The organism is Pseudonocardia sp. 73-21 (genome assembly GCF_001899645.1).
GTDB lineage: Bacteria > Actinomycetota > Actinomycetes > Mycobacteriales > Pseudonocardiaceae > Pseudonocardia.
Map to the genome: position 1 here is coordinate 23,784 of NZ_MKVV01000044.1, position 18,841 is coordinate 42,624.

The 18,841-nt window shown below is 69.9% G+C and carries 18 protein-coding genes, 1 tRNA gene and 1 pseudogene; 9 read left to right on the forward strand and 11 right to left on the reverse strand.

What is annotated here, in order from left to right:
* Positions 1-99: 99 nt before the first annotated feature.
* The 3 genes and pseudogenes from BGP03_RS12415 to BGP03_RS12425 form a co-directional block, all read right to left on the reverse strand.
* Positions 100-351 (reverse strand): annotated as a pseudogene (locus tag BGP03_RS12415) (WhiB family transcriptional regulator); the annotation flags it as partial.
* Positions 352-359: 8 nt separating this feature from the next.
* Positions 360-581: a hypothetical protein gene (locus BGP03_RS12420; protein ID WP_298797117.1), complete on the reverse strand. Its 222-nt coding sequence runs from the start codon at positions 579-581 to the stop codon at positions 360-362.
* Between the two features lie 3 nt (positions 582-584).
* Positions 585-821, reverse strand: coding sequence for a helix-turn-helix domain-containing protein (locus BGP03_RS12425; protein WP_298797115.1), 237 nt, complete (start codon positions 819-821; stop codon positions 585-587).
* Between the two features lie 204 nt (positions 822-1,025).
* Between BGP03_RS12425 and BGP03_RS12430 the strand changes: the two genes are divergently transcribed.
* Both BGP03_RS12430 and BGP03_RS12435 read left to right on the forward strand, forming a co-directional pair.
* A complete protein-coding gene (locus BGP03_RS12430; RefSeq protein WP_298797113.1) occupies positions 1,026-1,337 on the forward strand; it encodes an XRE family transcriptional regulator in 312 nt (103 codons plus the stop codon).
* Positions 1,338-1,534: 197 nt separating this feature from the next.
* A complete protein-coding gene (locus tag BGP03_RS12435; RefSeq protein ID WP_298797111.1) occupies positions 1,535-2,893 on the forward strand; it encodes a hypothetical protein in 1,359 nt (452 codons plus the stop codon).
* On the opposite strand, the gene cutA is transcribed toward BGP03_RS12435, so the two are convergent.
* The 5 genes from cutA to BGP03_RS12460 form a co-directional block, all read right to left on the reverse strand.
* A complete protein-coding gene (gene cutA / locus BGP03_RS12440) occupies positions 2,831-3,169 on the reverse strand; it encodes a divalent-cation tolerance protein CutA (protein ID WP_298797109.1) in 339 nt (112 codons plus the stop codon). The two genes, BGP03_RS12435 and cutA, sit on opposite strands and share 63 nt — an antisense overlap.
* 186 nt (positions 3,170-3,355) lie before the next feature.
* Positions 3,356-4,108 (reverse strand): hypothetical protein, encoded by a 753-nt coding sequence (locus tag BGP03_RS12445; protein WP_298797107.1) that lies wholly within the window; start codon positions 4,106-4,108, stop codon positions 3,356-3,358.
* A gap of 872 nt (positions 4,109-4,980) precedes the next feature.
* Positions 4,981-5,724, reverse strand: coding sequence for a TIGR04255 family protein (locus BGP03_RS12450; RefSeq protein ID WP_298797105.1), 744 nt, complete (start codon positions 5,722-5,724; stop codon positions 4,981-4,983).
* A 603-nt stretch (positions 5,725-6,327) separates the two neighbouring features.
* Positions 6,328-7,635 (reverse strand): tyrosine-type recombinase/integrase, encoded by a 1,308-nt coding sequence (locus tag BGP03_RS12455; RefSeq protein WP_299736360.1) that lies wholly within the window; start codon positions 7,633-7,635, stop codon positions 6,328-6,330.
* A gap of 59 nt (positions 7,636-7,694) precedes the next feature.
* A tRNA-Thr gene (locus BGP03_RS12460) sits at positions 7,695-7,769 on the reverse strand.
* A gap of 85 nt (positions 7,770-7,854) precedes the next feature.
* On the opposite strand from BGP03_RS12460, the gene BGP03_RS12465 reads away from it, so the two are divergent.
* From BGP03_RS12465 to otsB, 4 genes are read left to right on the forward strand one after another with little or no spacing between them, the layout of a single operon-like run.
* Positions 7,855-8,850 (forward strand): MFS transporter, encoded by a 996-nt coding sequence (locus tag BGP03_RS12465; protein ID WP_298797101.1) that lies wholly within the window; start codon positions 7,855-7,857, stop codon positions 8,848-8,850.
* 10 nt (positions 8,851-8,860) lie between these two features.
* Complete coding sequence (locus BGP03_RS12470) at positions 8,861-10,270, forward strand: threonine/serine exporter family protein (protein WP_296373274.1); 1,410 nt, start codon at positions 8,861-8,863, stop codon at positions 10,268-10,270.
* Between the two features lie 10 nt (positions 10,271-10,280).
* Positions 10,281-11,681: a trehalose-6-phosphate synthase gene (locus BGP03_RS12475; protein ID WP_296373276.1), complete on the forward strand. Its 1,401-nt coding sequence runs from the start codon at positions 10,281-10,283 to the stop codon at positions 11,679-11,681.
* Positions 11,678-12,427: a trehalose-phosphatase gene (gene otsB, locus BGP03_RS12480; RefSeq protein WP_296373278.1), complete on the forward strand. Its 750-nt coding sequence runs from the start codon at positions 11,678-11,680 to the stop codon at positions 12,425-12,427. The genes BGP03_RS12475 and otsB overlap by 4 nt, the downstream gene beginning before the upstream one ends.
* 68 nt (positions 12,428-12,495) lie before the next feature.
* Here otsB and BGP03_RS12485 read toward each other — a convergent pair whose 3' ends face one another.
* The gene (locus BGP03_RS12485) at positions 12,496-13,599 is read right to left on the reverse strand and encodes a LacI family DNA-binding transcriptional regulator (protein ID WP_296373280.1); all 1,104 of its coding nucleotides are present in this window, start codon (positions 13,597-13,599) and stop codon (positions 12,496-12,498) included.
* A 145-nt stretch (positions 13,600-13,744) separates the two neighbouring features.
* Here BGP03_RS12485 and BGP03_RS12490 point away from each other — a divergent pair, with 145 nt between their 5' ends.
* Genes BGP03_RS12490 through BGP03_RS12500 form a run of 3 tightly spaced genes read left to right on the forward strand, consistent with a single transcriptional unit; the run spans position 13,745 to position 16,344 of the window.
* Positions 13,745-14,662, forward strand: coding sequence for a zinc ABC transporter substrate-binding protein (locus BGP03_RS12490; protein ID WP_296373281.1), 918 nt, complete (start codon positions 13,745-13,747; stop codon positions 14,660-14,662).
* 27 nt (positions 14,663-14,689) lie between these two features.
* A complete protein-coding gene (locus BGP03_RS12495; RefSeq protein ID WP_296373613.1) occupies positions 14,690-15,493 on the forward strand; it encodes a metal ABC transporter ATP-binding protein in 804 nt (267 codons plus the stop codon).
* Positions 15,490-16,344, forward strand: a complete 855-nt coding sequence (locus BGP03_RS12500) for a metal ABC transporter permease (protein ID WP_296373284.1) — start codon at positions 15,490-15,492, stop codon at positions 16,342-16,344. Before BGP03_RS12495 ends, BGP03_RS12500 begins: the two co-directional genes overlap by 4 nt.
* Before the next feature lie 54 nt (positions 16,345-16,398).
* On the opposite strand, the gene rlmB is transcribed toward BGP03_RS12500, so the two are convergent.
* Complete coding sequence (gene rlmB / locus BGP03_RS12505; RefSeq protein WP_298797097.1) at positions 16,399-17,382, reverse strand: 23S rRNA (guanosine(2251)-2'-O)-methyltransferase RlmB; 984 nt, start codon at positions 17,380-17,382, stop codon at positions 16,399-16,401.
* Positions 17,383-17,409: 27 nt separating this feature from the next.
* On the reverse strand, positions 17,410-18,801 hold the full coding sequence (gene cysS / locus BGP03_RS12510; protein ID WP_296373288.1) for a cysteine--tRNA ligase: 1,392 nt from the start codon (positions 18,799-18,801) through the stop codon (positions 17,410-17,412).
* Positions 18,802-18,841 lie beyond the last annotated feature (40 nt).

An 18,841-nucleotide genomic window follows, 5' to 3' on the forward strand; every position in this document is an offset into this window, starting at 1 on the left:
GCGCCCGGCCGACGCGATCTCCGCGCGGGTCGCGCCGGCCGGACGGGGCGGGCGTGGGCGGTGCCGCCGTCGGGCGCCCCGGCGTCGACCGGCCTCGACGCGCCGTTCCTGCTCGGTCATGCCCCCGGCGATGCCGTCGGGTAGCGATAGGGCCCACGTCAGGCACTCCGCCCGGACGGGGCAACCGCCGCACACGGCCTTGGCGATGCCGACCTGCCGCTCGTACTCCTGACCGGCAACGGCGGTGACGAAAAAGATCTCTGGATCGACCGAGCGACAACTTGCCCGGTGCCGGAAGTCGTCGGGCTGGACGTGCCCGGCCACCGGCTCGCGGCGGCACGGCCGGGTCATCGGCGCGTTCATCCGACGGCCCCCGACCCGCCGGTCAGCGGCTCGGACGCTCGGGACACCGACGACACGAAGTCGCTCAGCATCCCGGGCAGGCCGGCCCCGGCGGGAGTGGCGATAAACAACGCCAGGGCGATGCCGGCGAACACCACGGCGCCACCCGCGCTCCGGGCCTTCGCGCAGATCACGGCGCCGACGAGGGCGAAGAAGATCAGGACTCCGATGGTGCCCACGGCTCATACAACCCATCCCGCGGCGTCGACGACCGTCTGCTCGGCGGTGGCGACGTCGGCCATGGCGTCGACGGCCTTGGCGGGGACGATCAGCCGTCCCCTGATGCGCACCGCCGGGAACTCTCCGGCCGCGATCGCGCGGTAAAGCGTCATCGGCGACATGCCGAACATCGCGGCGGCCTGGGCGACGCTGTAGAACTTCGGCGCCGCGGTGACCGCCTGGGGCTGGAACTTTCGCATGGCCTTCCTCCTAACTCGGGAACCTCTTCAGTGCTAACTACAGTACCAATATTAGCACTCAATATAGCTGCTTGATAGACACTCCGGCAGGCAGATGGCCTGACGAGTGGGTTGAGCGCTAGCCTCAGGGCCGAAATCAGCAGCTCGGGAGGTCAGTGGGTGGCGAAGGACTGGGATGCCGTGGCAGCGGCGATCCGGGCCCGCATGGCCGAGATCGACCTGACGCAGGCAGACCTCGCGGCCCGGGCCGGCGTGGCGCTGATGACCGTCCGGGAGCTGCAGCACAACCTCCAGCCGCGGCGACGCAACCCGCGCACGCTGGCGGCCGTCTCCGAGGCACTCGGCTGGCCGGGCGATCAGCTAGCCCGCGTCCTGGAGGGCCAGCCGGCCGACGACGTCGACCAGGGCGACCCGGTCCTTGCCGAGCTGGACGCGGTCAGGGCGGACCTGACTGCGGTCTTCCGACGGCTCGACGCCATCGAACGTCAGCTAGGAACCGGCGCCGAGCCGTCCTGAGCTGATCGACGCGCTCCAGCGCGGCCACGATCTCCGCCCGGAGTTCTCGAATCGCCTCCCGAGTGTCGGGGGGCTGTGGTGCACTGGAGTTCATGCCGAGAACGATCGCGACCACAGGCGGAAGAACGCAGGTCAGTCGCGTGTCAAAGCTGGGCAGAACCCCGGCAAACCAGCGGTAGGCGGCGGAGGGACCGGCGATGACGAGCGCGCAGGACGTTAGCGAGGAGCCGTGGGGCAACCGTCTACGCGCTTGGCGCGACGGCATGAACTGGTCGCAGCAGGAGCTCGTGGACCGCGTTGTCCGCCTGGCCTACGAGCACAAGGAGGACCGCGGCACGTCGCTCGATGTCCGCCTGGTCGGGCGTTGGGAGAGTGGCAAGGTCAGGCGACCGCAGGGGGTCTACCGGCGCTTGCTCTGCCATCTCGGCGCGCCGGCCCCCGATGCGCCCGCCCGGGCCGAACCCCGTCTGCCGGGATCTTGCCCTGTCGAACTGCCGATCCTGTCCATAGCGTCGCCAACGACCAGCGACGGCTTCGACATGGGAAACGGTGACCCCTCGGTGCAGCGACGCGACTTCCTTCGTGCGGGCTCCTCGATCGCGATCTCCGGCCTGCTCGCCGCGGTCGTCGGCGACGGGGCCGGCGCGGGCAGCGCAACTCCGGATGTCGTCTACGAGCTGGCGCAGCGACTCGTGAGCCTGCGCAAGCTCGACGACACGCTCGGAGGCGGCGACACCTACCGGCTCTACGCGGCGGAGTCCGAGCTGACCGGCCACCTGCTACGAGGGGGAGCGCACCGCGATTCCGTGCAGCGCAGCCTCCTCGCCCTGCACGCCGAGCAGTCGCAGCAGGCCGGCTGGGCAGCATTCGACGCCGGCTGGCACGACCTCGCCCGCGACCACTACCGGCGCAGCCACGCGGCAGCCACGGAGGCAGGCGACGCGGGCCTCGCGGGCAACGCGCTCGCCTTCCACGCCTACCAGCTCATCGGCCTCGGCCGTCCGGCCCGCCTGGTCTCGGAGAAGTCCGTGCACGCCGCTGATCAGCCGGGCGTCGATCCCGGAGTCCGAGCGCTGCTCTACTCCCGCGCGGCCTGGACATTCGCCCTCGACGGCGACGCGGACGCCACAGCCCGCTGCCTCGGCCGGGCGGAGGACGCGTTCGCGATCGCGAACGGCCAGACCCCCGGCTACGCCGCGTGGATCGACGAGAACGAGCTGGCGATCATGACCGGCCGCTGTTGGAGCGAGCTCCGCCGCCCGCTGCGCGCGGTCCCTGTCCTGGAGCGCGCACTCGCCGACTACAGCGACGCGCACTCACGCGACAAGGCTCTTTACTCGTCCTGGCTCGCCGACTCCTACATCGACGCCGGCGAGATCGAGCAGGCCGCGGAGGTCGTGCAATCGAGCCTCACGGTCATGGGCAACACCTCGTCGGTCCGCCCTCGGGAGCGCCTGGCGGAGGTCGCCGGACGGCTCGCCGAGCACGGCGACCTACCCGTCGTCCGCGACCTTCTTGGCGGTCACGCGCTCCACCCACTCGACGTACGCCGCTGACGCTCGGACCAACGGAACGGCCGTCACCTCGGGGTTCTGCCACTCGTGGTGCTCGATGAGATGCGCCTCCAGCTCGTCGTAGCGCGCGGCAGTGGTCTTGAACGAGACGACCCACTCCTCGCCCTGGCCGAACTCACCCTCGTGCCAGTACGCCGACGCCACCGGGCCGGCTACCTGACCTCCAGCAGCCATTCCGGCGCTGATTACAGACGCGGCGAGCTTCAGTCCCGCCTCGCGAGTGGCGGTGGCCGTAGAGACCGTCAGCACCTCAGTCACACCGTAAGCCTACTGCGCGCCTTGGCTGAATGTTTCAGTCTTCTGCGCTCGTCCGGTGTCGAGACTTCTGTCCAAGACGGGGGCCTCCGCGCTGCCGGGGGAGCTGAGCGTGGTGTTGCCGCAGAAGCTCGCCCGGGCGTGCAATACCTCCGGTTGGTTCTGTGCGGCATCAGCGACTGCCACCCACTAAGTCATGGGCTCCTCGACCGATTCACCGGATATCTCGGCGAGAAGTACATCTAGAGCGCCAACTCGGTAGTCAGCCGGAACAATAGGATGGTCGCCCCCGAGTCCCTTAATAACCTTTGGCTCGCGTAGCCAATCAGTAAATCCTCTAAGCGATCTATTGGCACGCACCCACGCCTGCATCAGGAAGGACTCATTCCACTCTGCTTGCACTAATGCCATTGCGGACGACAGGGTAGTATCCTTGTCACGCAACTGAAATCCAAGAATTCGCTTTCCGAGAAGGCCCAAGCCCTGATGACTGAGGGATGCGATTCGCGCCGTAGGGTCGAGCCATCCGGACGGGACACTGATAAGCTTACTGAAATCTGCCACACTACTTTGTTCGGTCCACTCCTCACCTCCCGGCACTATCAAGCCCGGCAGTGCAAACTTATCTTTAGCTCCACTCTTGTCTGGATTGAATTTGTCGTAGTTCTCGACAGGCTTCACCGGCGCAACAGTAAGGAACGGACGAAGCTTGTCCCCGAAGTAGCATTGACATGGGTGAGGAATCACCATGACGATATTGCTGCGAACTTCTAGCTCGATTTTGTCTGCTGTGATCGGCTTCTTCGGCAAAACTGGAAGCTGGACGTCAACAAAGACATCGCCCTGGTATACTGGACGATCTATCTCGCAATCCCCCGCGCGAGCATGATATAGATCCTCCGGCTCAAGCCAGTAGGTGTCTTCGATTGCAGCCGATGTCACTCGTGCTTTGTACCAGACGCGGGATAAGGTGACCAGTCGGCCTGATCCTCGATACCGTCGGGTGGATCTTCGTCCCACGACTCGTCAGCTCTGCGCAGGCCCGGGAGCGTGCTCCCTTCGACAGGCTGTGGATCATGAATAGACACCGCCCATGAGTACAGTGCGCCCAAGTTCCTGTCCGCAAGCAGTGCTTCAGGTGCTCTGCCATCTGCCCCAGGGGTGTGCCACCAGACCCTGGCGGGCCTCTCCCCGAGTTTGCGGACTATCTCCCTCGCGATTGAATGCAGATAGGTGAGCTGCCCATGTCGAACCGTGCTGATCGCCTTCCCGGCTAGCCAACGCTGGTATTGCTCACGGGAGACGCCAAACGCGCTTGCTAGCAGGCTTGCTGGAAGGCCAGTCATCCCACGAAGCTCCGCCGCAAGTCGCGTATGGTCGCTTAGATTCTGCGAAATATCTGCGATTCGTCCGATAGGCTTCTCACGTGGCTCCGTTATCGAAGTGCTCTCTGAAGGCTGTGGAGTAGCCGTCACCTCAATAACAAGGCTTCCGAACGCATCCCTTAAGATCCGGGCAGAAGGTACGCCCAGAGACGTTATATCTCCTGCCCGGTCTCGCAACAGCACGACACGGCTCACCAACTCAGCAAGCCACGACGACGAGACGGCGTCCCCGCCTTCAATGTTGAGAACAAGTTTCGCGGCGGAGCTAGTCCAGGCTGGATTAATCGTCGCAGCAATCGCCGCTCTACTTAGCTGGCTAAGGCCGGTTCCAGTAGGAGCGGAACCAAGCTGGTAATCCAGGCCGCCCTGGCGATCAGTTGAGGCACCTGAGGTTGTCCTAGAAGCAACACTGCTCACGACGAACCGCTCCTATTTTAGGGTCGCCCGGAATGACTCTGGCACGCAGGAACAGAAGCATCGATAGATTGCGTCATTAAAGTCAGCGAATGTGGCCATCAAGGTTTGGCGGTCATAGCTCGCCGGCGCCTCCTTGAAGCAGTCGATATCCACGACGTACACGCCCGGACGGTCTACGATGCCTTCCCCGGTGCCAGATCTGACGATCAACCGCGTATTGCCATCTTGAAGTACTGACTGCGCAAGAGTCGCAGTCAGAGCGTCTTGCCATCCAGGTCGTACTGCTGGGCCAAGCAAGTCTTCTTCGATCCTGCCTTCATACGAGCCAACCTCGTCAGGAGAGATATGGTTTACATAGCGGAGACCGACTCGTTCACAGACGCGCACCTTGGTGACGTTCTCCAGCGCACGCAGAATCTCGTCGAGTCTGCGGCTCATCTCTGACCAGTCGCTGTACGCCGTTGTTTCAAGGGAAACCTGCTCCGCGCTTACGACGCATGCCCATGCAGCATCCAAGTCAGTTAGACGCCATTGCGGTGACGATGTCGATGTCAGCCCGCCCGGGCCAGCGATTACGGTCTGCTGTTGCTCACTTAAAAGTCGCGGGTAACTATCGCTGACCAGGTCATGAAAGAGGGCTGCACCTTGCTGACTGTTAAACACTGTCTGAGCACTGAACTTCACTTGTGCGATAACCTGAGACAGGGGAGCCGAGCTCAGCGTCACCGCCGTCGCCGCGATCAAGAAGTCGAACACTGTCACACCTCCATGTCACAGGTCATGTCACACATCCTGACAGGTGCGCGGGCGAGGAGCAAGTGACATCGGGGTGACGTTGGCGGCTGGGGCCCCTGTCTGATCGGCGCGGCGCCTGCGTTCGCTCGATGACCACACACAGTCGTCTCCCTCAGCGACTGCGTACTGACCGATGCACTGCACTCGCGGGGCGCAGGTCCCTGGCAGGGTGTGAACCGTCTCCTCGACCTCTCGGAGGCCCAAACATGCGGTAGCCATCTCCACGGAGGCCGCAGCTCAGCACACACGGGCAGCACCCCGATGGCCTTGCGTTAGACCGGTCAGCGACGTAGTGATGACTTACGTTTCCGCAGGTAGACGGCCTGTCGACGACCTTAACGCAAGGCCATTGGGCAGCACCCTGCCGGTGAGGCGCTACGAGTGTTTCCGTTCGGGACGACGCTGGATAGGCTCAGCCCATCTGTTGAGGGACTCGCTGGGCGAGCTCATTCGCCTTCGGCAGTCGATCAGGCGATCGCTCTCCGATACGGCAGCCCACTCCCAGACGATCATCAGCGTAACGAACGGGAGTAGTCGGCCCACCTGACCACGAGCGGTCCGCGATCATGTGGAAGCGAGCGGCGGCCGTCTCGGCATCCGAGCGCCGATGCTCTTGGACGCTCGTTGATCCGCCTCAGAGACCCAGGCCGAGTATGTTTTCAGCGTCGTCGTGCCGCCCCCACCGTGGCCGAGTCTTCCCGCGACGGTCCGCGGGTCAACTCCCGCGGCGATCAGCTCAGTTGCGGAGTAGTGGCGGAGCCGGTGGAACGTCGTCATGATGCCGAGTCGGGCGGCGAGCCGTTCGTAGCGCTGGGTCACGCTGTCCGGGACGGCGAAGGTCGAGCAGTCGGGCGATCCAGAGAACAGGAACGCATCGGCAGGCAACTCCACGCCGAGCGACGCGGCTCGGGAGCAGGCCCGCTCGACGTGCTCGCGCAGGATGGCGCTCGTCTCGGAGTCGAGTGCGACCCGCCGCTGCTGGTGGGTCTTCAGCTCGGCCTCGACGAGTGCGCCGTGCTCCTTACGGATCGCGCGGCGTAGCCACAGCGTCTCCCGCCCCTCGTCCAGATCGACCGAGTGCAGGCGGATCGCGCACAGCTCGCCGCGACGCGCACCGGTCGTCATCGCCGTCCAGACGAGCGCGCCCCAGTCCGGGTCCTTCCACGACTCCTCAACGATCCGGGCCGCCTCGCGCGGCGACGGCGGCTGCGGGTTCGGCTTCGGCGCAGCCGGCGGAGTGGCCATCCTCACCGGGTTCACCCCCACCCACCGCCACCGCACGGCCCGCTCGAACGCGCCGGACAGTAGGAAGTGGATGTGCCGTACGGCGGAGGCGCCGAGGGGTTGGCACATGTGCGGTCGTGAGCACCGCTGGTCGCACTCGTGCTCCTGCCTCGTCCAGTGCTGGGCAGCGGCTTTGCCGGAGCAGTGCTGCCGGCACCGGCGCAGCTCGGCGTAGAACGAGTCGAGCACTTCGGCGTCGAGCGCGCCGACCTTCACCTTGCCGATCAGCGGCGAGACGTGGTTGCGCATGTAGCCGCGGTAGTTCGTGAGCGTGTTGGGCGCACCGTCGAATTGGTCGAGGTACCGGGTGAGCAGCTGGTCGACCGTCGCGGACGTGCGCGGGTTGCGCTTCTCAGCGATCTCGTGCAGGAGGCGGTCCCGAACCTTCTCGGCCTCGCGTCGCGCCTTCGGGCCAGCCGGCACCGTCTCGATCAGGGTGTGGCGCTTCTTCGTTACGGGGTCGACACCGGCGTAGACGCGCACCCGGAGGGCGCCGCTCGCCAGGGTCTCAATGTTGCCTCGCGCGCGGGCCTTGCCGACGCCCGGACGTCCTGCCATGCAGAGAGGGTAGCGCGGTTGGTGCCACATGTGGTGCCACGCGGGCGACGCACAGGATGTCGAGAACTTGCAAGCCTGCTGGTCAGGCGTGGAGCCGGGGGTCGGGATCGAACCGACGACCTACCGCTTACAAGGCGGTTGCTCTACCACTGAGCTACACCGGCGGACGACGACATCCTAAGCGCGTGACCCCTGCCCCACCTCCGTGGCCCGGGCCATCCGCTCCAGCGCCGAAGAGGCCGTCCGCAGGTGCGTGGCATCCGGCTCTCCCAGCTCCTCCAACAACCCCACCAGCATTCCCGCCCCACGCTGCTCCACCGCCCGCAGCTGGACACGAGAAGGGTGCGCCGCTGGTCGCTGTCGGACGGCTGGGGGCCGCGGTGGTTGCTCGTCGCCGGCATTGCGATCTGCGCCGTGGCGCTGGCGCAGGCGCAGGCCCCGAACGTCGAGTTCGCCGTCGCGGCACGATTCGTCCAGGGCTTCAGCGGCGCGGCGGGGATCGGCGGCACCAACCGCACCGCGTCGCTCTTCACCGTGATGATGGCGATCGGGGGCATCGCACCTGTCGTCGCGCCGCCGATGGGCAGCGGGCTCGTCGGGGTGATCGGCCGGCGGGGCGTGTTCCTCGTGCCGACCGGGTTCGTCGTGGTGATGCTCGTCGGGGTGCTGACGTGCGTGCCCGAGTCGCTGCCCGCGGAGCGCCGGCGCCCGGGCGGGGTGACGCACAGGGTGCGCGACGTCGGGGCCGTGCTGACCCGGCCGGCCTACGTCGGTTACACGCTGTCGTGCGCGCTCGCCTTCACCGCGATGTTCGCCTACATCTCGGGCTCGCCGTTCGTTCTGCAGGACGTGCTGCACCTGAGCAGCGACGGCTACACGCTCGCGTTCACCGTGAACGCCGCGGGGCTGGTGGCCGTGAGCACGCTCAGCGCGCGGCTCAGCAGCCGCCTGGCGCCGCGACGGCTGGTCGTCACCGGTCTCGCGATCATGGTGACGGTGACGGCGGCACTGTTCGTCACCGGGGCGGCGCTGGGTCTCGTCACGGGCAACGCGGCCGCGCCGGCCAGCGCCCAGGTCACCGACGTCGCCGGCACCGGATCCGCGCAGTTCGGGGCGCTCGTGTCACCGCTGGTCGGGTCCAGTGCGACGACGATGGTGACGGCCTCGGTGCTCACCTCGGCCGCTCTCGCGCTGATGCGGAGCAGCGCCCCGCCGCCCGTCGAGGCGCTCACGACCGCCCCCTAACCTTGGGGTCATGACCGAAGGCGGCCGCTTCTCCGACCGGCTCCGGACGGTGCTCCGGAAAGAGGCCCGGGCGCTCGTCGAGCCCGGGCCGCCTTCGCTGCGGTTGATGGCGCCGATGGGCCCCCGCGTCCCGGACGACGCCCGCGTGCAGCAGGTGCTCGACCTCTGCATGCGCGTCGGGGAGGTGCTGCTCTCCAGCGGTGAGGGCGCCGACGAGACCACCCGGACGATGCTGAGACTCGCCGACGTGAGCGGCCTGCCGAGCGTCGACGTCGACATCACCTTCACCTCGATCACCATCTGCTGCCACCGCGGCATGGCCGCCGCGCCGATGACGTCCATGCGGCTCGTCCGCTACCGCTCCCTGGACCTGACGCGGCTCACCGAGGTCGGCACCATCATCAGGAGGGTCGAGCAGGGCCGGCTCGACGTGCAGGGCGCGGCCGTCGCGCTGAACGACGCCGTCACCGCGCCGCACCCCTACCCGCGCTGGGTGGCCACGGCGGGCTGGGCGGGCCTGGCCGCGGCCATCGCGCTGCTGCTGGGCGCCGCCCCGATCACGGCCGCGGCCGCCTTCGCCGTCACCGGGCTGATCGACCGCACCGGCCGGCTGCTCAGCCGGTGGGGGCTGCCGGCGTTCTTCCAGCAGGTCATCGGCGGAATGCTCGCCACGGGCTCCACCCTCGCCCTCTTCGCGACGGGCGCGTTCCCGCCGGGCACGCGGCCGTCGCTGGTGGTCGCCGCGAGCATCACGGTGCTCCTGTCGGGCCTGTCGGTGGTGGGCACGGTGCAGGACGCGATCTCCAGCTACTACGTGACGTCGGCGGGGCGGGCCGCGGAGATCGTGCTGCTCTCGGCCGGCCTCCTGACGGGCGTCGTGCTCGGATTGAAGATCGGCTTCCAGTTCGGCCTCGCCCTGGAGGTGGCCGGCGAGCTCCCCACCGGGGCCGGGCGGTTCGGGCTCGCGCTGCTCGCCGCGGCGGCGGCCGCCGCTGCGTTCGCCCTGGCCGGGTACGCGCCGGTGCGGTCGCTGGTGGCCGCAGCGGCCGCGGGCGCCGCGGGCTGGGGCGTCTACGGACTGCTCACGCAGGTGTTCGACAGCGGCCCCGTCGTCGCCACCGGCACCGCCGCCATCGTGGTGGGCGGGGCCGCGGGGCTGTTCCGACGGGGTGGCGGGGTGCCCCCGCTGGTGATCACGCTGGCCGGCATCACGCCGCTCCTGCCCGGTTACACGGCCTATCGCGGCTTCTACCAGCTCGCCGTCGAGGGCGTCTCGGACGGGCTGGTCACGGTCACCGTCGCGCTCGGCATCGGCCTCTCGCTGGCCGCCGGCGTGGCCTTCGGTGACTTCCTGACCCGCCCCCACCGGCGGCCCCCACGGGTTGTCGCGGAACCCGCACAGGACGGTGCGCCCCAGTAGGCTCGACGTCGTGGACGACGACCTGACCGGTGCGGACTTCGTGGTGGTGGCCAACCGCCTCCCGGTCGACCTGGAGAAACTCCCCGACGGCACCGAGCGCTGGAAGGCCAGCCCCGGTGGGCTGGTCACGGCGCTCGAACCGATGCTGCGCAACCGCGAGGGGGCCTGGGTCGGCTGGCCGGGTATCGCCGACGCCGAGGCCGAGCCGTTCGTCGACAACGGCCTGCAGCTGCACCCGGTGTCGCTGTCGGCCAAGGACGTCGAGGACTACTACGAGGGCTTCTCCAACGGCACCCTGTGGCCGCTCTACCACGACGTGGTGGCGCCGCCGGCGTTCCACCGGCACTGGTGGCAGGCCTACGTGCGGGTCAACAAGCGGTTCGCCGAGGCGGTGGCGGAGATCGCCGCGAAGGGCGCCGTCGTCTGGATCCAGGACTACCAGCTCCAGCTGATGCCGGCCATGCTCCGCGAGCTGCGCCCCGACCTGCGCATCGGCTTCTTCCTGCACATCCCGTTCCCGCCCACGGAGCTGTTCCAGCAGCTGCCGTGGCGCAAGGAGATCGTCCAGGGGCTGCTCGGCGCCGACCTCGTCGGCTTCCACACCCCCGGCGGTGTCCGCAACTTCCGCTGGCTCGCCGCCCGCTTCACCGACGCCACCGCCGGGCCCGCCCGCACCGAGCTGACCTACGGCGACCGCGTGGTGAAGCTCGGCGCGTTCCCCATCTCGATCGACTCGGGCTCGCTCGACGAGCTGTCGCGGTCGCCGGCGGTGCAGGAGCGGGCGAAGCAGATCCGCGCCGACCTGGGCGATCCCGAGCACGTCATCCTGGGTGTCGACCGGCTCGACTACACCAAGGGCATCAACGTCCGGCTCCGTGCGTTCGAGGAGCTGCTGGCGGAGGGGCGCGCCGACGACACGGCGTTCGTGCAGCTCGCCACGCCCAGCCGCGAACGCGTCGAGCACTACCAGAAGATGCGCAACGACATCGAGCAGTCGGTCGGGCACATCAACGGCGAGTACGCCCGCGTCGGCTACCCGGTGCTGCACTACCTGCACCAGTCGCTACCCCGCGACGAGCTGGCGGCGTTCTTCGTCGCGGCCGACGTCATGCTGGTGACGCCCCTGCGCGACGGCATGAACCTCGTCGCCAAGGAGTACGTGGCGTGCCGCAGCGACCTCGGCGGGGTGCTCGTCCTCTCGGAGTTCGCGGGCGCCGCGATCGAGCTCAAGGACGCCGTGCTGGTCAACCCGCACGACACCGACGGCGTCAAGAACGCGCTGCACGCCGCCCTGACGATGACGCCCGCCGAGGGCCGCAAGCGGATGAAGGCCCTGCGCAAGCAGGTGCTGGCCAACGACGTCGACAAGTGGGCCCGCTCGTTCCTCGACGCGCTGGGGCTCGAGGCGTGACGGATCTGGACGCCGCCCTCGCCGAACTCGGGTCAGCGAAGACCCTGCTGGTCGCCCTCGACTTCGACGGGGTGCTCGCCCCCATCGTCCCGGTGCCGTCGGACGCGCGCCCGTTGCCCGGATCGGCCGCCGCGATCGAGGCGCTGGCCGACCTGCCGGGCACCACCGTGACCATGGTGTCCGGGCGCGGGCTGGCCGACCTCGCCGCGGTGTCCGGGTTCACGAGCCCGGTCCGGATGATCGGGAGCCACGGCTTCGAGTTCGACGACGGCGCCACCCCCCTCGACGACGAACAGCGCACCCGCCTGGAGACCCTCACCGCCGAGCTGCACGATCTGGTGGACGGCGAGCCCGGCGTGACGCTGGAGAGCAAGCCCGCGGGGATGGCGGTGCACGTCCGCAACGCCGCGCCCGAGGTCGGGGAGCGGGTGATGGCCGCGGTCCGCAACGGGCCGGCCGCACGTCCCGGGGTGGAGGCCACACCGGGCAAGGCCGTGCTGGACCTCGCGGTACTGCAGGTCAGCAAGGGCTCCGCCATCGAGACGCTGCGCGAGCGGCTCGGTGCCGACGCCGTGTTCTTCGCAGGCGACGACGTCACCGACGAGACGGCGTTCGCGATGCTGCGCCCCGGGGACGTCGGGGTGAAGGTCGGCGACGGCGAGACGAGGGCCGCACACCGGGTGGCCGACCCGGAGGCGATGACGCAGGTGCTGCGCCAGCTCCTGGCCGCCCGCACGACGCGGTGATCAAGGCGCGGATGCTGCTCGTGGAGATCCACTGACGACGTCAGCGCCTTGATCAGCGCCGTCGGGCGCTACCAGCCTGAGAAGAACCTCTCGTCGCCGCGCGGGATGCCGCTCGTCTCGCCGATGATCAGCTCCGTCGGGAGGGTGACCCGCCTCGGGCGGTTGCGGTCGCCGCGCTGCAGCAGCAGCTCACCGGCCACGCGGCCCTTCTCCAGCACGGGCTGACGCACGGTGGTGAGCCCGGCGCGTTCGGCCTCGGGCACCCCGTCGAAGCCGGTGACCGTGAGCTCGCCGGGCACCGACAGGCCCTTGTCCGCGGCGAAGCCCAGCGCACCGAGCGCGAGGATGTCGGACGTGCAGACGACCGCCGTGATCTCCGGGTGGGCCGCGAGGAGCTCCTGCGCGCCGTCGCGCCCGGCGGCGACGCTGTGCTCGAACCGCTCGATGACCGGCACGTCGGCCCAGTCGACGCCGACCTCGGCGAGGCCGTCGCGCAGCCCGCCGAGCCGGTCGCGCTGCACGGGGTAGGTGGCGCCCGCCTGGCGGTCCGGGAGAGCGGGCCCGTCGTGGCGTCCGGCGGCCAGGCGCATGCAGAGCACCCCGACGCGGCGGTGGCCCAGCTCGGTGAGGTGGCGGGCGAGGCCGAGCATGCCGGCGCGGTCGTCGACCCCGACACGATCGACGCCCTCGACGTTGTGCGGCTGGTCACACACCACCGTGGGCACGGGGCGTTCGAGCACGGCGAGGAAGTGGGGGTCGTCCTCACGGACGGAGTACACGACGAACCCGTCGACGCCCGCCTGGTGCACGGCCGTGACGTCCACGGCCTCGGGGCTGACCGGCACGAGCAGCAGTCCCTGGTTGGCCTGCTCGCACGCGAGCGCGAGACCCTCGAGGAACCCGGTGACCGCGGGGTCGCGGAAGGCGTAGGACAGCGCCTCGGTGAGCAGCAGGCCCACCGCCCCGGCCTTGCGGGTGCGCAGCGAGCGGGCCACCGGGTCGGGGCCGGGGTAGCCCAGGCGCCGGGCCGCTTCGAGGACCCGCGCGCGCAGCGGCGCGGAGAGCTGGTCGGGACGGTTGTAGGCGTTGGAGACGGTGGTTCTCGAGACGCCGAGCTCAGCGGCCAGCGACGCGAGCGTCGCCGGACGGCGCACGTTCGGGAGGCCGGACATCGTCGAACCGTAACGGTTCAGACGGCCCTCGGGAAAGTCGAGGGGGCCCGATCACTGTGACGCACCGTGGTGCGACCTGTCGGGACGCCACGCTACAGTGGAACGGCAATCGTTGTCGTTATCAGAACGAGCCTCCGGAGCCCCGATGTACCTGCGCCGCGCGATCCTCACGCCGGCCCTCGCCGCCACCGCCGCGCTCACGCTCACCGCCTGCGGATCGAGCACCGCCGTGCCGGCCTCCGGCCCGGCGACCCTGTCGGTGGTCGCCTCCACCGACGTCTACGGGGCCATCGCGCAGGCCATCGGCGGCGACGCCGTCACCGTCACGTCCATCATCAACAGCCCTGACGCCGACCCGCACGAGTACGAGACGCGGCCCACCGACGCCGTCGCCGTCAACGAGGCGAAGGTCGTGATCTACAACGGGGCGGGCTACGACGACTTCGTCACCAAGCTGCTGGGGGCGTCGAGCACGAAGCCGGCGACCATCGACGTCTCCGCGCTGTCCGGGCTGGAGACCGCGGGCACTCCGTTCAACGAGCACGTCTGGTACAGCCTGCCGACGGTCACGAAGCTGGCCGACAGGCTCGCTGCCGACCTGACGGCGGCCGACCCGGCCCGGGCGTCGACGTTCAGCGCCAACGCCGCGGCCTTCGACCAGAAGGTCGGCGCCCTGACGGCGAAGCTCGCCGCGATCAGGGCGAAGTACGCGGGGCAGAAGGTGGCGATCACCGAGCCCGTGCCGCTGTACCTGGTGCAGGACGCGGGGCTGGTCGACGTGACACCCCCGAAGTTCTCCGAGGCCGTCGAGGCGGGCACCGACCCGCCCGCCGCCGTGCTGGCGGCTACTCTGGCCACGTTCCAGGGCGCGGACAAGGTGAAGGTCCTGCTGCCCAACGCACAGACCGAAACCCCCCTCACCAAGCAGGTCGAGCAGGCCGCCACGGCCGGCGGCGTGCCGATCGTCCCGGTCACCGAGACGCTGCCGACCGGCGTCACCGACTACGTGGCCTGGATGACGCACCAGATCGACGGCCTCGGCTCCGCTCTGGGCGGGGTATGACGGATGGAGGGCCCGCACGTGACCACGGTGGCGCCACGCGGTGCGCGTGAGGAGACCGCCACGGCGGTGACGCTGCGCGGTGCCTCGCTGCGGTTCGGCGAGCGCACCCTGTGGGAGGGGCTGGACCTCGACGTCTCCCCCGGCGAGTTCCTCGCGATCCTCGGGCCCAACGGCTCCGGCAAGACCACGCTGCTCCGCGTGCTGCTCGGCCTGCAGCCGCTGCACGCGGGGAGCGTCCTGGTGGAGGGCACCACGCCGGCCCGGGGCAGCCGGGCCATCGGCTACATCCCGCAGCAGAAGGCGATGCCCGAGGACCTGACGCTGCGCGCGAGCGACCTCGTCGGCCTCGGCCTCGACGGGCACCGGCCCGGGGTCGGCCTGCGCCACCGCGCCGAGCGGCGCGAGAAGGTGCGCGCCGCGCTGGAGTCGGTGGGCGCCACCCGCTACGCGTCCGCCCCGGTCGGGCGGCTCTCGGGCGGGGAGCAGCAGCGACTGCGCGTGGCCCAGGCCCTGGTCGGTGACCCGTCCGTACTGCTGTGCGACGAGCCGCTGCTGTCGCTCGACCTGGCCCACCAGCGGGTGGTCACCGAGCTGATCGAGCAGCGTCGACGGGAGGCGGGCACCGCGGTGCTGTTCGTGACCCACGAGATCAACCCGGTGCTGCCGCTCGTCGACCGCGTCCTGTACCTGGTCGACGGCCGGTTCCGGATCGGCACGCCCGACGAGGTGATGACCTCCGACGCGCTGTCGGAGCTCTACCGCACCGAGGTGGACGTCCTGCGGGTGCGCAACCGGCTGGTCGTCGTCGGAGCCGAGGCCCCCCACCCGTGAACGACAACCTGACCAGACTGTTCACCCTCGACGGCACCGGCCAGCTGCTGGGCCTCCCGTTCGTGCAGAGCGCGCTGGTCGCCGCCGCCCTGCTCGGGCTGGTCGCGGGCGTGCTGGCCCCGCTGATCGTCGCGCGCGGGATGGCGTTCGCCGTGCACGGCACCGCCGAGCTCGCGTTCACCGGAGGGGCCGCGGCGCTGCTCATCGGCATCAGCGTCAGCGTCGGCGCCGTGGTGGGCGCCGTGGCCGCCGGTCTCGTCTTCGGGCTGCTGGGCCTGCGCCAGCGCGAGCGCGACTCCGTGATCGGGGTGGTGCTCGCGTTCGGCCTCGGCCTCGGCGTCCTGATGATCTCGCTGTACGACGGGCGCGCGGCCAACAAGTTCGGGCTGCTCACCGGCTCGATCGTGTCGGTCGACTCCACGAACCTGTGGGTGCTCACCGCGGTGGTCGTGGTGGTGCTCGCGGTGCTGGCCGTGGTCTACCGGCCGCTCCTGTTCGCCAGCACCGACCCCGACGTCGCGCTGGCCCGCGGCGTGCCCACCCGGCTGCTCTCCCCGCTGTTCGCGGTGCTCATCGCGCTGACCACGGCGATCGCCGTGCCCATCGTGGGCGCGGTGATCGTGCTCGCCGTGACCGTGATCCCGGGTGCCGCGGCGGCCCGGGTCACCGCCAACCCGCTGACGGCCACGCTGCTCGCCGTCGCGTTCGCGGAGCTGGCGCTGCTCGGCGGCACCGTGCTCTCGCTGGCGCCCGGCCTGCCGATCTCCGGTTACGTGGCCACCATCGCGTTCCTCTGCTACGTCGGCTGCCGGCTGGTGGGCCGGGCGCGCGGGCAGGTCCGCGTCGGCTGACGGTCGTGCGCGGATATCAGGGTGGGAACACCGTTATCCGCGCACGATCGGGTCTCAGCCCATCCTGCGACGGCGGGCCACCTCGGCCAGTACCACACCACCGGCGACCGAGGCGTTCAACGACTCCACCGGCCCCGCCATCGGGATCGAGAGGGTCACGTCGCAGGTCTGCTTCACCAACCGCGAGAGGCCCTTGCCCTCCGACCCGATCACGATGACGAGCGGGTCGCGGGCCATGTCGAACTCGTCGAGCGACACCGTGCCCTCCGCGTCCAGCCCGGCGATCATGTAGCCGGCCTGGGCGAACTCCTGCAGCGTGCGGGTCAGGTTGGTGGCGCGGGCGACGGGCAGCCGCGCGGCCACGCCCGCCGACGTCCGCCACGCGACGGCCGTCATGCCCGCGGCGCGACGCTGCGGCACGACCACACCGTGGCCCCCGAACGCCCCCACCGAGCGCACGACGGCGCCGAGGTTGCGGGGGTCGGTGACGCCGTCGAGCGCGACGATGAGGCCCCGCGAGCGCGACTCGGAGGCGATCTCCAGCAGCTCGTCGGGGTGGGCGTAGGCATACGGCGGCACCGTGAGCGCGAGGCCCTGGTGCAACGCACCACCGGCCATGCGGTCGAGCTCGCCGCGCTGGACCTCCAGGATCGAGATGCCGGCGTCGGCCGCCAGCTGCACGGCCTCGGCCACGCGCTCGTCGGCACCCATGCCGATGGCCACCTGCAGGGCCGTGGCGGGCACGCCCGCCCGCAGGCACTCGACCACGGGGTTGCGGCCGAGCACGGTCTCCGGGGTCTCGCCGTCGCCGGCCTTGCGTCGGGTGTTGCCCGCCACCTTGCCGCGGCCGCGGTTCTCCGCGGACTTGGCGGCGAGCTTCGCCCTGCGCGCCGCGGGGTGGTACGGGCGCTCCTCCTTGGGCGGGGTGGGGCCCTTGCCCTGCAGCTGCTTGCGCCGCTGACCGCCGGAACCGACGACCATCCCCTTCTTGGTGCCGTCCTTGCGCAATGCGCCGCGGCGCTGGGAATTGCCGGCCATCTCTACGTCACTCCACCAAACTCTGGATTAAGCATCTTTGAGCGACCATGTGGGACCGTCGGCGCTGTCCTCCACGGACACACCGGCGGCCGTGAGGCGGTCGCGCACCTCGTCCGCGGTGGCGAAGTCGCGGTTGGCCCGCGCCTCCTGCCGCACCGCGAGCAGATCGTCGACGAGTGCGGTGAGCGCACCCGTCGCGGCGTCGCCGGCTCCGTCGCCGACGATCCACCGCGGGTCGAGCGGGTCGAGCCCGAGCACGGCCGTCATGGCCCGCACCTCACGCGCCGCATCGGCCGCGGCGTCGTGCGTGCCCTCGTCGAGGGCCGCGTTGCCCGCGCGGACCGCGCCGTGGATCTCCGCGAGCGCGGCCGGCGTGCCCAGGTCGTCGTCCATCGCGGCGGCGAAGCCGGGCCGGACGGCGCCGACCGCGGGGGCGCCGACGCGCTCCCGCACCCGGTGCACGAACGACTCGATGCGCCGGTAGGCCGCCACCGACTCCTGCAGCGCCACGTCGGAGAACTCGATGTTGGACCGGTAGTGCTTGCCCACGAGGTAGTAGCGCAGCTCGACGCCACGGGCCTGCTTCAGCAGCGCGTCGATGGCCAGCGTGTTGCCCAGCGACTTCGACATCTTCTCGCCACCCATGGTGACCCACGCGTTGTGCAGCCAGAACCGCGCGAAGCCGTCGCCGGCCGCGTGGCTCTGTGCCTGCTCGTTCTCGTGGTGCGGGAAGATCAGGTCGATGCCGCCGCCGTGGATGTCGAACTCGGCCCCGAGGTACATCGTGGCCATGGCCGAGCACTCGAGGTGCCAGCCGGGGCGGCCCTGCCCCCACGGGGTGGGCCACGACGGCTCGCCCGGCTTGGCGGTCTTCCACAGCGTGAAGTCCAAGGGGTCGCGCTTGCCGGTGGCCTCGCCCTCGCCCTGGACGGCCTCGTCCACCTTCTGCCCCGACAGCGCGCCGTAGGCGGGGAACGAGCGGACGGCGAAGTAGACGTCGCCGTCGGCCGCGTAGGCGTGGCCGGAGTCGATGAGCCGCGCCATCAGCTCGACCATCTGTGTGACGTGCCCGGTGGCCCGCGGCTCGATCGACGGCGGCAGGCAGCCCAGCGCGTCGTACGCGGCCTGGAACGCCCGCTCGTGGGTGGCGGCCCACTCCCACCACGGCCGGCCCGCGGCCGCGGCCTTGGTGAGGATCTTGTCGTCGATGTCGGTGACGTTGCGGACCAGCGTGACGTCCAGCCCCTGGTGGCTCAACCACCGGCGCAGCACGTCGTAGTTCAGGCCCGAGCGGACGTGCCCGATGTGGGGCAGACCCTGCACGGTGGCCCCACAGACGTAGATCGACGCTGCCCCGGCCCGCAGCGGGACGAAGTCACGCTGCTTCCTCGTGGCGGTGTCGAACAGTCGCAGGCTCACCCCCCTAGCCTACGGAGTTCCGTTTCGTCCATGACGGGCT